General features: G+C 61.9%; 12 protein-coding genes. 8 read left to right on the top strand and 4 right to left on the bottom strand.

What is annotated here, in order from left to right; translation table 11 throughout:
* Window positions 1-261 precede the first annotated feature (261 nt).
* The 5 genes from mdh to lpdA all read left to right on the top strand — a co-directional run bounded on the left by mdh (window position 262) and on the right by lpdA (window position 7,724).
* Window positions 262-1,224 carry a malate dehydrogenase gene (gene mdh, locus ACQY6C_RS12065; protein ID WP_427969059.1) on the top strand — a complete coding sequence of 321 codons (963 nt, stop codon included), beginning with the start codon at window positions 262-264 and terminating at the stop codon, window positions 1,222-1,224.
* Window positions 1,225-1,260: 36 nt separating this feature from the next.
* Complete coding sequence (gene sucD / locus ACQY6C_RS12060; protein ID WP_427969057.1) at window positions 1,261-2,151, top strand: succinate--CoA ligase subunit alpha; 891 nt, start codon at window positions 1,261-1,263, stop codon at window positions 2,149-2,151.
* Between the two features lie 76 nt (window positions 2,152-2,227).
* On the top strand, window positions 2,228-5,077 hold the full coding sequence (locus ACQY6C_RS12055) for a 2-oxoglutarate dehydrogenase E1 component (protein WP_427969056.1): 2,850 nt from the start codon (window positions 2,228-2,230) through the stop codon (window positions 5,075-5,077).
* A gap of 21 nt (window positions 5,078-5,098) precedes the next feature.
* Window positions 5,099-6,316, top strand: a complete 1,218-nt coding sequence (gene odhB, locus ACQY6C_RS12050) for a 2-oxoglutarate dehydrogenase complex dihydrolipoyllysine-residue succinyltransferase (RefSeq protein WP_427969054.1) — start codon at window positions 5,099-5,101, stop codon at window positions 6,314-6,316.
* Window positions 6,317-6,326: 10 nt separating this feature from the next.
* A complete protein-coding gene (gene lpdA / locus ACQY6C_RS12045; protein ID WP_427969052.1) occupies window positions 6,327-7,724 on the top strand; it encodes a dihydrolipoyl dehydrogenase in 1,398 nt (465 codons plus the stop codon).
* A gap of 24 nt (window positions 7,725-7,748) precedes the next feature.
* Here lpdA and ACQY6C_RS12040 read toward each other — a convergent pair whose 3' ends face one another.
* Together ACQY6C_RS12040 and ACQY6C_RS12035 are read right to left on the bottom strand one after the other, a co-directional pair.
* A complete protein-coding gene (locus ACQY6C_RS12040) occupies window positions 7,749-8,141 on the bottom strand; it encodes a hypothetical protein (RefSeq protein ID WP_427969050.1) in 393 nt (130 codons plus the stop codon).
* Window positions 8,142-8,150: 9 nt separating this feature from the next.
* Window positions 8,151-9,836 carry a dipeptidyl-peptidase 3 family protein gene (locus tag ACQY6C_RS12035; protein WP_427969048.1) on the bottom strand — a complete coding sequence of 562 codons (1,686 nt, stop codon included), beginning with the start codon at window positions 9,834-9,836 and terminating at the stop codon, window positions 8,151-8,153.
* 126 nt (window positions 9,837-9,962) lie between these two features.
* Between ACQY6C_RS12035 and ACQY6C_RS12030 the strand changes: the two genes are divergently transcribed.
* The 3 genes from ACQY6C_RS12030 to ACQY6C_RS12020 are packed head-to-tail and all read left to right on the top strand — an operon-like array spanning window position 9,963 to window position 12,647.
* Complete coding sequence (locus ACQY6C_RS12030) at window positions 9,963-11,309, top strand: amidase family protein (RefSeq protein ID WP_427969046.1); 1,347 nt, start codon at window positions 9,963-9,965, stop codon at window positions 11,307-11,309.
* A 4-nt stretch (window positions 11,310-11,313) separates the two neighbouring features.
* Entirely contained in the window at window positions 11,314-12,015 is a 702-nt protein-coding gene (locus ACQY6C_RS12025; RefSeq protein WP_427969044.1) for a PepSY domain-containing protein, read from the top strand.
* Window positions 12,012-12,647, top strand: coding sequence for a trimeric intracellular cation channel family protein (locus tag ACQY6C_RS12020; protein WP_427969043.1), 636 nt, complete (start codon window positions 12,012-12,014; stop codon window positions 12,645-12,647). The genes ACQY6C_RS12025 and ACQY6C_RS12020 overlap by 4 nt, the downstream gene beginning before the upstream one ends.
* On the opposite strand, the gene ACQY6C_RS12015 is transcribed toward ACQY6C_RS12020, so the two are convergent.
* Window positions 12,648-13,412, bottom strand: a complete 765-nt coding sequence (locus ACQY6C_RS12015) for a hypothetical protein (protein WP_427969041.1) — start codon at window positions 13,410-13,412, stop codon at window positions 12,648-12,650.
* Between the two features lie 121 nt (window positions 13,413-13,533).
* On the bottom strand, window positions 13,534-14,133 hold the full coding sequence (locus ACQY6C_RS12010; RefSeq protein WP_427969039.1) for a hypothetical protein: 600 nt from the start codon (window positions 14,131-14,133) through the stop codon (window positions 13,534-13,536).
* Window positions 14,134-14,244: the final 111 nt, after the last annotated feature.

Raw genomic sequence — 14,244 nt, 5'->3', positions numbered from 1 at the left:
GGTGCATTGCGATCGAAGCGTGCTATTCTTGCAAGTCGGCCAGGGCAGTAATCGAATTTCTTGCACACATTATTGCTATTGCGAATTGTTTGCAAAAATAGTTCATCAATTAGTACAATTGCCGGTTGCAATCCCAAACACCCGGGCCTAGGGCCGCGATGAATGGCCGGGTGCCAGCCCTCGCGGGACGTAAGGGAAAGCACTTCGATTCCGGTCAGGGTTCATGCGTCCCAAGCCCCAAGGGAAGGACAAGACCGGAAGATGGCCCGTAAGAAGATAGCGCTCGTCGGCGCCGGAATGATCGGCGGAACGCTCGCGCACCTCGCAGCAATGAAGGAAATGGGCGATGTCGTCCTGTTCGACATTGCCGAAGGCATGCCAGCTGGCAAGGCACTGGACCTCTCGCAGGCCGGTCCCGTCGAAGGCTATGACGCCCAGCTCAAGGGCACCAGCGATTACAAGGATATTGCCGGCGCAGACGTAGTGATCGTCACCGCCGGTGTTCCTCGCAAGCCCGGCATGAGCCGCGACGACCTGCTCGGCATCAACCTCAAGGTGATGAAGGCGGTTGGCGAAGGCATCAAGGAAAACTGCCCCGACGCATTCGTGATCTGCATCACCAATCCGCTCGACGCGATGGTCTGGGCGCTGCGCGAATTCTCCGGCCTGCCGCACAACAAGGTGGTCGGCATGGCAGGCGTGCTCGACAGCGCGCGTTTCCGCCACTTCCTGGCTGAAGAGTTCGACGTGTCGATGGAAGATGTCACGGCATTCGTGCTCGGCGGCCACGGCGACACCATGGTTCCGATCCTCGAATATTCGACCGTCGCTGGCATCCCTGTGCCCGATCTCATCAAGATGGGCTGGTCGACGCAGGAAAAGATGGACGCGATCGTCCAGCGTACCCGCTCTGGCGGCGGCGAGATCGTTGCCCTGCTCGGCAATGGCTCGGCCTATTACGCGCCGGCAACCAGCGCGATCCAGATGGCCGAAGCCTATCTCAAGGACAAGAAGCGCGTGCTGCCCTGCGCCGCGCATCTGACCGGCCAGTATGGCGTCGACGGTCTCTATGTCGGCGTGCCGATCGTGATCGGCGCCAATGGCGTGGAGCGCGTGGTCGAGATCGAACTCGACGAAACCGCCAAGGCCGGCTTCCAGGTCAGCGTCGATGCGGTCAAGGAACTGCTCGAAGCCTGCAAAGCGATCGATAGCTCGCTCGCCTGAGCACCCAACAAGACGGATCAATCAGGAGAGACACGGATGTCCATCCTCGTAGACAAGAATACCAAGGTCATCACCCAGGGCATGACGGGTGATACCGGCACTTTCCACACGCAGCAGGCGCTGGATTACGGCACGCAGATGGTTGCGGGCGTCACGCCGGGCAAAGGCGGCACGACGCATATCGGCCTGCCCAATTTCGATACCGTTGCCGAGGCCAAGGCAGCGACCGGCGCGACCGCGACCTGCATCTATGTTCCGCCGCCCTTCGCCGCCGACGCGATCTGCGAAGCGATCGATGCGGAGATGGAACTGATCGTCTGCATCACCGAGGGCATTCCGGTGCTCGACATGGTCCGCGCCAAGGCTGCGCTGACGGGATCGAAATCGCGCCTGATCGGCCCCAACTGCCCCGGCGTTCTGACGCCCGAAGAATGCAAGATCGGCATCATGCCGGGTTCGATCTTCAAGAAGGGCAGCGTCGGCGTTGTCTCGCGTTCGGGCACGCTGACCTATGAAGCCGTGCACCAGACCACCATGGTAGGCCTGGGTCAGACCACTGCGGTCGGTATCGGCGGCGATCCGGTCAACGGCACCAATTTCATCGACGTGCTCGACATGTTCCTTTCCGATGACGAGACCAAGTCGATCATCATGATCGGCGAGATCGGCGGCAGCGCGGAAGAGGAAGCGGCCGAGTTCATCAAGCAGGAAGCAGCCAAGGGCCGCAAGAAACCGATGGTCGGCTTCATCGCGGGCCGGACGGCGCCTCCGGGGCGCCGCATGGGCCATGCCGGTGCGATCGTTTCGGGCGGCCAGGGCGGCGCGGAAGACAAGATCGCTGCGATGGAGGCTGCGGGCATCCGCGTGTCGCCCTCGCCCAGCGAACTGGGCACCACTCTGGATGCGATGCTGAAGGAACTCGCCTGACCAGTGGCACGGCGCATCTCCTCCCCGGGAGCGCCGTGCGCATTCGGCCATTGGTTTGCCAAGAGGTAACCTGACGATGGGCAATGAGAATCTCGACTTTTACCCTGACGACCCTCAGCCGGGCCCGTCCTGGGGCAATCCGCGCTGGCCACTGACATCGCCCGATTCGGAGAGCGACCTGACACAGGCGCTCGACCCCACGGCGATGAAGCTGGCAATCAAGGAAGCGGCCAGGAAGGCCAGCAAACCGCTCGATGCCAAGGCCATCGAGCAAGCGGCCGAGGAATCGGTCCGCGCGATGTTGCTGATCCGGCTATACCGCGTACGCGGCCATCTGGCTGCCGATCTCGACCCGCTCGGCCTCTCGCATCGCGACGAACCGGAAGACCTCACGCTCGAATGGCACGGCTTTGGCGGTCAGGAAGACAAGGAAGTCTATGTCGGCGGCGCCTTCGGCTTTGACTGGGTCAAGGTTGGCGAACTCCACAGCGCGCTGAAGGCGACTTATTGCGGCCATGTCGGCCTCGAATACATGCATATTTCGGACACTGAGGAACGGCGCTTCCTGCAGGACAAGTTCGAAAGCCCGGAAGACACGATCCAGTTCACGCCCGAAGGCAAGAAGGCGATCCTGGCTGCCGTGATCCGCGGCGAGGAATACGAGAAGTTCCTCGGCAAGAAATACGTCGGGACCAAGCGCTTTGGCCTCGATGGCGGCGAATCCATGATCCCGGCTCTCGAAGCGGTGATCAAATATGGCGGCGCTGACGGCGTTCGCGAAATCGTTTATGGCATGGCGCACCGCGGCAGGCTCAACGTGCTCGCGAATGTGATGGCCAAGCCCTACAAGGTCATCTTCCACGAGTTCTCGGGCGGCAGCGCCAATCCCGAAGATGTCGGCGGATCGGGCGATGTGAAATACCACCTCGGCACCAGCACCGATCGCGAGTTTGACGGGATCAGCGTGCATATGTCGCTTGTGCCCAACCCCTCGCACCTCGAAACAGTCGACCCGGTAGTTCTGGGCAAGGTCCGTGCGCAGCAGGCAATCCGCGAGGATCTTGCTTCGCACGAACAGGTCCTGCCCGTGCTGATTCACGGCGATGCGGCCTTTGCTGGCCAGGGGATCGTGTGGGAATGCCTCGGTTTCTCGGGCGTCAACGGCTACAACACCGGCGGCTGCCTCCACTTCGTCATCAACAATCAGATCGGCTTCACCACCAGCCCGAAATTCGCGCGTTCCTCGCCCTACCCGTCCGACGTGGCGAAGGGCGTTCAGGCACCAATCCTGCACGTCAATGGTGACGATCCGGAGGCAGTGACCTTCGCTTGCAAGCTGGCAGTCGAATACCGCCAGAAGTTCAAGCGCGATATCGTGATCGACATGTGGTGCTATCGCCGCTTCGGCCATAACGAAGGCGACGAACCAAGCTTTACCCAGCCGCTGATGTACAGCGCGATCCGCAAGCATCCGCGCGTTAGCGAGCTCTATGCCGACAAGCTGATTGCGCAGGGCGTGATCGAAGCCGGTACCGCCCCGCAATTGCGCGACGAGTTCGACAAGCTGCTGCAGGAAGAATTCGACGCCGCCCCAAGCTACAAGGCCAATGAGGCTGACTGGTTTGGCGGTCGCTGGGCCGGCCTCAACAAGCCGGCCGACCCTGAAACCGCGCGCCGCAACATTCACACCGCTATCGAACGCAAGCTGTTCGACAGCCTGGGCCGCACGCTCACCACCGTTCCCGAGGATATCCAGATCCACAAGACGCTGGGCCGCGTGATCAAGGCCAAGGAGGCAATGTTCGAAAGCGGCGAAGGTTTCGACTGGGCCACGGCAGAGGCACTCGCCTTCGGCAGCCTGGTGACCGAAGGCTTCGGCGTGCGCCTGTCCGGCCAGGATTCCGGTCGCGGCACCTTCAGCCAGCGCCATGCCGTCTGGATCGATCAGAACACGGAAGAGAAATACATTCCGCTGTGCCAGCTCCCGCATGGCAAGTTCGAGGTCTATGACAGCCCGCTATCCGAATATGGCGTGCTCGGCTTCGAATATGGCTTTGCAATGGCCGATCCCAAGACGCTGGTTCTGTGGGAAGCGCAATTCGGCGATTTCGCCAACGGCGCGCAGATCATGATCGACCAGTATATTGCCGCAGGCGAAGCCAAATGGCTGCGCGCAAACGGGTTGGTCCTGCTATTACCGCATGGCTACGAAGGCCAGGGGCCAGAGCACTCTTCCGCCCGGCTTGAGCGCTTCCTTCAGCTTTGTGCGAACGACAATATCCAAGTCTGCAACATCACCACTCCGGCGAACTACTTCCACGTTCTGCGCCGCCAGATGTTGCGCCCGTTCCGCAAGCCACTCATCATCATGACGCCCAAGAGCCTGCTGCGCCATCCGCTGGCCAAGAGCGAGGCGAGCGAGTTCCTGGGTGAGCAGCACTTCATGCGCATCAAATCGGACATGACGGAGATTCCGGACAAGAAGGTCCGCCGCCTGGTCCTGTGTTCGGGCAAGGTCGCCTATGACCTGATGCAGAAGCGCGACGAGGAAAAGCTGAACGATGTCTCGATCGTGCGGATCGAACAGCTCTACCCCTTCCCCGGCGAACCGCTTGCCGCCCGGCTCAAACGCATGACCAATCTCGAAGAGATCGTCTGGTGCCAGGAAGAGCCGCGCAACAACGGTGCTTGGTTCTTCGTTGACCGCCTGATCGAAATGTCGGCCGAAGCGGCGGGCAAGCAAGGCATGCGTCCGACCTATGCCGGGCGTGACGCGTCAGCCTCACCTGCAACCGGCCTCGCCATCCGTCACCAGGAACAGCAGGAACTGCTGGTCAAGGTCGCGCTGGGGCTGGCCGGTGACGAAGGCGTGAAGCCTGGCAAGAAGGGCTCGCGACGCCCTTCGCAACGCAAGACAAAATCCTGATTGAGCTGGGATAGCTAGAACATGGCACAAGAAGTCAAAGTACCCACACTGGGCGAATCGGTTACCGAAGCGACCGTCGGCGAATGGTTGAAGCAGCCTGGCGAGGCCGTGGCGGTGGATGAGCCGATCGCCAGCCTCGAAACGGACAAGGTCGCAGTCGATGTGCCCTCCCCCGTTGCCGGCGTGCTGGCGGAACACAAGGTCGCCGTGGGCGATACGGTCGAAGTCGGCGCGGTGATCGCCACGGTCGAGGCTGGTGCTTCGGCGGGCGCCGCGAAACCGGCTGCGGCAAAGGAAGAGGCCCCTGCGCCTGCTGCGTCCGAGGAAGCGGCTTCGGGCGACGCGTCAGTCACCATGTCGCCGGCAGTGCGCCGCGCGGTGCTGGAACACGGCGTCGATCCGACCACGATCAAGGGCACCGGCAAGGACGGCCGCCTGACCAAGGAAGACGTGGTTGCGGCCGCCAAGGCCAAGGAAGCCAGCCCGGCTCCCGCTGCAGCCGCTGCCCCCGCACCCGCCGCCGCTCCCGCTGCTGCCGGTCGCAATGTCGAGCGCGTGAAGATGACGCGGATGCGCCAGACCATCGCCAAGCGGCTCAAGGGCGCGCAGGAAGAGGCCGCGCTGCTCACCACCTTCAACGATGTCGACATGTCGGCGGTGATCGAGGCGCGCACCAAATACAAGGACATGTTCGCCAAGAAGCACGACATCAAGCTCGGCTTCATGGGCTTCTTCGCCAAGGCAGCCTGCCTTGCGCTGAAGGATGTGCCCGCGGTCAACGCCTATATCGAAGGCGATGAGATCGTCTATCACGACTATGTCGATATTTCGGTTGCGGTCAGCGCGCCCAATGGCCTCGTCGTCCCGGTGATCCGCGACTGCGACAAAAAGGGTTTTGCGCAGATTGAAAAGGATATCGCGGATTTCGGCACGCGTGCACGCGAAGGTACGCTGACGATGGACGACATGAAGGGCGGCACCTTCACCATCTCCAATGGCGGCGTGTTCGGTTCGCTGATGTCGACCCCGATCATCAACCCGCCGCAGAGCGCCGTGCTGGGCCTGCACCGGATCGAAGATCGCCCCATTGCACTGAACGGCGAAGTCGTCATCCGCCCGATGATGTATATCGCGCTCAGCTATGACCACCGGCTGATCGATGGCCGCGAGGCAGTGACCGCGCTCAAGATCATGAAGGAAGCGATCGAAGATCCCACGCGGATGCTGATCGACCTCTGAGGATTTGAAAATGGCTGAATACGACTACGACCTGCTTGTCATTGGTGCCGGACCTGGCGGCTATGTTGCCGCGATCCGTGCGGCGCAACTGGGCCTCAAGACCGCTTGCGCGGAAGGCCGCGAAACGCTGGGCGGCACCTGCCTCAACGTCGGCTGTATCCCGTCCAAGGCCATGCTCCACGCTTCGGAATATTTCGAGGCGGCAGCGGGTGGTGCGATGGAATCCATGGGCGTGGAAGTGAAGCCCAAGCTCAATCTCGACACAATGCACGCGCAGCGGATCGACGCGGTCGGCGGGCTGACAAAGGGCATCGAGTTCCTGTTCAAGAAGAACAAGGTCGATTGGCTCAAGGGCTATGCCAAGTTCAAGGACGCACACACCGTTGAGGTGAATGGCGAGACCAAGACGGCGAAGGAAGTGGTCATCGCCACCGGTTCCTCGGTCACGCCGCTTCCCGGCGTCGAGATCGACAATTCGAAGCATGTGGTGGTCGATTCCACCGGCGCGCTCGAACTGCCCAAAGTGCCGAAGAAACTGGTCGTGATTGGCGGCGGCGTGATCGGGCTTGAGCTCGGCTCGGTCTGGCGGCGTCTCGGCGCGGAAGTGACCGTGGTGGAATTCCTCGACCAGTTGCTGCCCGGCATGGATATGGATGTGCGCAAGGAAGCGGCCAAGATCTTCAAGAAGCAGGGCATGGAGCTGAAGCTTTCGACCAAGGTCACCGGCTGCACGGTCAAGGGCAAGAAGGCCACGCTGACGCTCGAGCCCGCTGCCGGCGGTGATAGCGAAACGCTGGATGCCGATTGCGTGCTGGTTTCGATCGGGCGGCGCCCCAACACCGAAGGTCTGAGGCTTGAGAATATCGGGCTGGAAACCAACCAGCGCGGCCAGATCGAAGTCGATCACGAGTTTCGCACCAGCGTCGAGGGCGTGCGCGCCATCGGTGACGTCGTCCCCGGCCCCATGCTCGCGCACAAGGCGGAAGACGAAGGCATCGCTGTGGCCGAATGGATCGCCGGGCAAACCGGCATCGTGAATCACGATGTCATCCCCGGCGTAGTCTATACCTGGCCCGAAATCGCGGGTGTCGGCCTGACCGAGGAAGCCGCGAAGGAACGCGGTGCGGTCAAGGTGGGCAAGTTCCCGATGATGGCCAACAGCCGCGCCAAAACCAATCACGAGCCTGACGGTTTCGTGAAAGTGATCGCCGATGCCGAAACCGACCGCGTGTTGGGTGTTTGGTGCATCGCTTCGGTCGCAGGTACGATGATCGCGCAGGCCGCGCAGGCGATGGAGTTCGGCGCAACGTCAGAGGATATCGCCTATACCTGCCACGCGCACCCGACTCACTCGGAAGCGATCAAGGAAGCGGCAATGGGAGTGCTGGGCAAACCGATCCATATGTGATCGGCTTTGTCCGCATTTGAGTGGTTATCGGACGTTGCTCCGGTGAAATTTCCACCGCTTAAAGGCTTGCCAAGCGGCGCTGCTTATAAGCGCTATCGACAGGACTAATCCGCCAGCGAATATCGAAACTCCTCCCATCAGCAGCGTCTGAAGAGGCAGATCGACCTCAATTTTTGTAGGCTCTGGGAGCAATTTCATAATGACGAAGAATGTGATCGCTGCCCCAGCGAACGAAGCAATACCAAATCCGAACCGAGTCTTCGGCTCAACCATGCGTAACTCTTCATGAACCCACGAGATCGCAAGCAGTAACGGCACAAGAAACGCCATCATCAAGATCGTTTCGACTACACTCATGCGCCGCTTGTAGCCTTCAATGACCAATGTCCGCAACTGGGTCGTTAGCTGACGATCCACCCACGCCCCTCACACCTCCTTCGGATAGACGGGCAGAATATCGACCGGGATTGCGTCCATCGCCGCGATTGCCGCTTCGGCATGTTCGTCAAGATGGGCATAACGTTCGAAGAAGGCCTTGGTCCCTTCGTAATCGCCCAATGCCTGCAGCATCAGCTGGTCATGCAGCAGCGCTTTGAGCCCCGCCTCCATCTTGGCCGGATCGATCACGAAATGTCCTTGCGCCGCGTCCCAGTGGAACGCGCCCTTCTCCTTCAGATAGCCATATTGCAGCGCCGCGCCCTCGCCATGCGCATCGGTGACGCCAAAGCGGACCGAGCGGAAGATTCCGGCGAAATAGGTCGGCCACAGTTGGTTCTTCTCGGCCAGGGGTAGCTCGCCTTTGTCCATCATGAACAATATGTTCCACACGCCTGCCACATCGGCCTTGGATTCCTCCAGCGCAGAGTAGCGGTCCTTGAGTTCCTCGTTCACCGTGGTCTTGCGACCGTTTACGGTGATCGTGCCCGGCCCCAGGCTGTGCGACAATTCGTGAAACAGCGTTTCGAGCTGCATGTATTTCTTCACCACCAGCGGTGCCTGCGCGTCGCTCAGCACCAGCTTGCCGATGGGTGCCAGGATGCGATCATACTTCGCGCCCAGCACGTTGGACAGGATCACCTTTTTCGCACCCTTGGCCTCGCGCACGCGCTCGTCATTGGGCAAGTTGAAAGCGATGGTTTGCACGCCCGGCACATTGTCGCCGCCGCTCTGCACCTGGTCGGCCACCGCAATCGGGCTGGCAAAGCCGCGCTGGAAGTTCTTGTGCTCGTCCGGGATCGGCAGATTGGCCTCCATGTCGCGGAGGTAGCCCTTGTATTTGTCGAGCGAGGCGGAAGCTTCGGGATCCTTCAGCGTCACGAAACTCTCGAAGGCGGTCTTCTTGCCATAGAGCCGGTCGGTATAAACCTCATAGGGCCCGATCGCGACTTCGATCGGAGTTCCCTCCAGATCCATCCAGGCCAGTTCGCTTTCGAAATAATCATCGGTCAGGAAAGCCTTGGCGCGCAGTGACAGGAATTTCTTCAAGCTGGGGTTGGTGGTGATCTGCGCAGCCTGCTCCAGCAGCTGCGCAGCAGGGACAAGCCACTCCTTGTAAGCCTCGGAGTAAGGCACCGCGATGAGCCTCTCTCCATCTCTTCGCACCACGGTGTAATCACTGGTCAGCGCCGCGGCCTGATCAGGATGGGCCGCGAGATAGGCATCGAACTCCTCGCGCGTAAGATCGGTGGGATAGAAGCCCGCGCCATCGGGCATAGGCTCACTGCCCCAGAAGGGGTGGAGCTCGCCCAACTCGTCCCACGGGCCGAAATTGCGATCGAACATGGTCAGCAACAGGTCGCGATCCGCCCGGCGGTTATTTGCGACAGCCCGGCGCGCCTGATCGTAATCCGCCATCCGCTGATGCTTGTAGATCTCGCTCATATAGCGCGAGGCACCGATCAGCAGATTGACCACCTGCCGTTCTTCATCGGTAAGATAGCTTGTGTCGGGCGCCATCTCGACCACCGCCAGCTTGTCCATTTGCGCGCGCAAATCATATGCGGCTTCTGCGGGCGCGACTGGGGGGGCAGCGGCAGGTTCGACCGGAGCCTCCGGCGCGACGGTGGCACAGGCAGCGGTGGCCAGGAGGAAGGGGAGAATGGCGATGCGCATGGAAATCCTCGATTGATCTTCTCGTTCAAGGCCTAACTGGAATGATTGCAATTGTCACCAATTGCCCCGCCCCCCATTGACGCATTCGCTGTCTGGCATCATCAAGCAGCCCGCAGGGAGGATCTCTTGGCCTATCCGAAACTTACCGACAAACCGGGCGCGCTGGAAACAGCCGCAGCAATTCGCGCGGGCGAGCTGTCGCCCTATGAAGCGGTCGATGCCGCGATCGTGCGGATCGAGGAACTCGACGTCCATGTGAACGCCCTGGCCGTGGGCGATTTCGAGCGCGCCGTTGCCGCCGCCCATGCCCTGGATGGCGTCAAGCCGCGCGAGGACCAGCCGCTGTTCGGCGTGCCGATGACGGTCAAGGAAAGCTTCGACATCGCTGGCCTGCCGACCTGCTGGGGGCACCCCCAGTTCAGGGACAGCATCGCCAAACGCGATTCGAAGATCGTGACTCAGCTCAAGCGGGCGGGCGCGATCATAGTCGGCAAGACCAATGTCCCGGTCGATCTATCCGACTGGCAGAGCTTCAACCCGGTCTATGGCCGCACCAACAATCCGCACGACCATGCGCGCTCTCCGGGCGGGTCCTCGGGCGGCGGTGCCGCGGCGGTCGCCAGCGGCATGGTGCCCTGCGAATATGGCAGCGACATTGGTGGCTCGGTCCGCGTACCGGCGCATTTCTGCGGCATTTGGGGGCACAAGACGAGCTGGGGCCTTGTCTCAAAACATGGGCATGACCATCCCGCGATGGCAGGCAAGGATGCGCATGATGGCGCGCTGTCAATTGCCGGGCCGCTCGCGCGCAATGCCGCCGATATCGAAATCCTGTTGCGCATCACAGCGAACCTGCCGCTGCGCGAAGCGCGCAAGCCGCTGTCCGAATGCCGGCTGCTCATGTTGCTCGACTATCCCGGAAGCCCGATCGACGACAGCGTGCGCGGACCGCTTGAAGCGGCGGCAAAGGCGCTCGAATCTGCGGGTGTCCGCATCGACCGTACAAGCGAGCTTCTGCCTGATCTGGCGCGCCAGCAGGCGGATTACCTTCGGATGCTCAACATAGCCATGGCGCGCGGCGCGCCCGCGCCCGATGGAACGCGCGCGACTGCGACCGACTGGTTCAATCTGCTCGACATGCAGGCCCGCAATGAACTCGCCTGGGAGGCTTTGTTCGAGAGCTACGATTTCGTCCTTGCGCCCCCTGCGCCGGTACTGGCGGTGCGACATAGCGACGAAGCCGTGTTCCGCGGGACGCTGACCATCAATGGCGAGGAACAACCGGCTGCGAACGGACTCGCCTGGGCCGGAATTGCAACCTTCCCCAATCTGCCGTCGACTGTCCTTCCGGTCGGCCAGAGCGAAGTCGATGGCTCGACCCTCCCGTGCGGAATGCAGGTGATCGGGCCGCGTTGGTCCGATCTCGGCTGCATCGCCGCAGCACGCGGGATCGACGCGGTATTGAACGCGTAGGTATATGGCAGAGAAGCCACTCATGCTGCGATTGGCCAAATGGCATATCTGGCTTGGCTGGCTGGTCGGCTTCCCGATCCTGATGTGGATGGCCAGCGGGCTCTTCATGGCGGCAAGGCCGATAGAGGAAGTTCGTGGCGGTCACATGCGCCTGCCTGTCGAGGCACAGCCACTCATCCTGCCGGGGAGTGCGCTCGCCAGCGAAGAGTTTCCGCTAAAGGAAATGCGGGCGGTGATGCAGGGCGGGCGCGCGATTGCAATCCTTACGGGAATGGACGGCAGCGTGCGCCGCGTGGATATGGATAGTGGCACCCCCCTGCCCGCGCTTTCTGCCAGCGATGCACGGCGGATAGTGGGAGAGCGCATTGTCGGCGGAGACAAAATCACGTCGGTGCGCCAATTTGAAGCCGACAAGGTCCCGTTCGACTTCCGCCGCCCGGTGCCAGTCTGGCAAGTCGTGCTCGGCGACGGCACGCATGTCTATGTCGGGCGCGACACGGGCGAGATCGAAGCGGTCCGCACAGGCTGGTGGCGCGCCTATGACTTCATGTGGGGCCTGCATATCATGGACCTGCAGACGCGCGAGGAAACCAGTCACCCGATCCTGATCATCTTCGCGGCACTTGGCCTGACCGGTGCGCTGTTCGGCTGCATTTTGATGTTTCGCCGCCGCACGGCTCGCCGGATGCCGGGATCCAGGTCATGAATGGCGCGGTCCTGACTCCGCTGCTCGATCTGCTGGATCTGGTCGGCGTCGCGATCTTTGCGCTGTCCGGTGCGTTGCTGGCGGCCAAGGAGCGCCAGACCTTCGTCACCGTGTCTTTCTTCGCTCTCGTCACCGGCGTGGGTGGAGGCACGGTGCGCGACCTGCTGATCGGGGCACCCGTGTTCTGGATCACCGATCCGTGGGTTGCCGCTGTCTGTTTGCTGGTCGCGGTACTCGTGTGGATCACGCCGACGCGCTGGTGGGACGGCAAGCTGCTGGACTACGCCGATGGTATCGGCCTGACCGCCTATGCGGTGCTGGGAAGCGCCAAGTCCCTATCCTACGGCGTTCCGCCCGTACCCGCCATGATGATGGGGGTTGTGACCGGCACGGTCGGAGGGATCATCCGCGATGTGGTCGCGGGCCGGCCCTCTATCATCATGCGGCCGGAGCTCTACGTGACGGCAGCCGCCCTGTCCGCCAGCCTGTGCGTCGCAGGGAGCTGGTACGACTTGCCGCGTGTTTGGGTGTGGGGCGTGGCGACGCTCGCAGGGTTGCTGCTGCGATCCGCCGCCATTCGCTGGAACCTGGCCCTTCCCGCCTATCGCGACAAGGGCGCGGGTTCGAAATAGTCAGCCGGTGAAATCGGGCGCTTCGGCCGTGCTGTAGCGCCCGTCATCCGCCACGCCATCCTGCTGCAAATCGCTATCGACCGGGCCGCCCGGATAGGCTGGCATCTTCGACGTGGTTTCGGGACGGGCAATCTTGCCGCTATCGACATCGCGCCAGGCGGCGGCGTAGCGATCATCGTTCCATTGGCGGTCTTCACTCGCGGCAAAGCCACGACCGTAATCGATGTCTTCGACCCGCCCATCCTGGCCGATCCGGCAAGTGAAACGATCACCGTTGTAGATTGTGCCCGTCACGCGCCAACCCTCGCCGGTGCGATCGACACTATCGACCGTATCGACCCGCACGTCGCGCTCGATTTGTGAAACGCAGCGGTCGACAGCACGGTCGATCCCCTGCCCGCTGTTGTAGCGTGAATCACCGCGGCGTTCGCGATAGTCATAGGGCCGGTCGCGATAGGTGCGGTCCCGGTAGCGATAATCACGGTCGCGCCGGTCCGCTTTCGATGCGGCCCCCGCGATGGCGGCAATCCCGCCGATGATGAGTACGCCCGCCAGCACGTCGCCAGCATCGACATGGCGGTGGCGGCGATAGCGATACCAGCGGTGGCGCTGTGCGTTCTCGGAATCCTTGTCGAACACGCCTGGCGTATCGACTGAAACTCGCGGCGCAGTAGTGGGCAGTTCAGCGGCAGCGAGCGGAGTCGCGGCCATGGAAAGTGCGGCGGCCAAGCCGGAAACGGCCGCGAGACGCTTGGTTTGGGCCATATCGGCGCCCTCCTGTTGCGGAACGAGCGTCCACCAATCGCTCAATATGTGAACATACATTAGGCGGCCCAGGCTTTCAAACGCCTGAACCGCCCATGTTGAAATGCTGGATCAAATGCGATCAGCGCAGGCCGCGGATCCCGCTGTAGTCGATATATTCGACCCTGCCGCGGCGGATTTCGCACTTGAACTTGCCGCTATCCGCCCGGTGGCGGGAATTGTAGCCATAGTCATAGCGCCGATCGTGATAGCGATTGCCATCGCGATACCGATCACGGTCGCCGCGATAGGCCCAGCCGCGATTGCCATCGACAATCAGGCGGCCCTTGACCTCCCAGCCGCGCCGTTCGCGGTCCACATCGCGGATCTCTGTAACCTGGGCGAAGCGATAGCCAGCCCGGCGCGCGTCGCGCTCAACCGCAGCAACACAGCGCTGGACGGCAGCGCGCGCGTTACCGTGGCCATAGCGATTGCTGCGATAGTCGCGGTCACGATAGCCATAGCGATCGCGGTAATCGTAGCGGCTGCGATCCTTGCCAACGGTGCTTGCAACGGCGGCAATACCGCCCAGGATCACTGCACCGGCAATGATATCACCGGCGTCGATCCCGTCGCGGTGGCTATCGCGTGCCTGCACCGGGCTCGCACCGGCGAGCGCCATTGCACCCACGGCTGCCGTTGCGATCCCACCCTTCGCAAATAGTTTGGTCGTCTTGCTCATTTGAGGTTCTCCTCATCCGGGCCGTGGCGGGATTGCCTCGGCTGTGAGGGCCTTTTGGAACATCTGCACTGATACGACCCTGAATTGCACCGACAGGTGATGTTCAGAATA

This window comes from Altererythrobacter sp. (assembly GCF_050299635.1).
Taxonomy (GTDB): domain Bacteria; phylum Pseudomonadota; class Alphaproteobacteria; order Sphingomonadales; family Sphingomonadaceae; genus Erythrobacter.
Note: the sequence above shows the minus strand (reverse complement) of the source record. Positions and strands in the feature narration are given on the sequence as shown.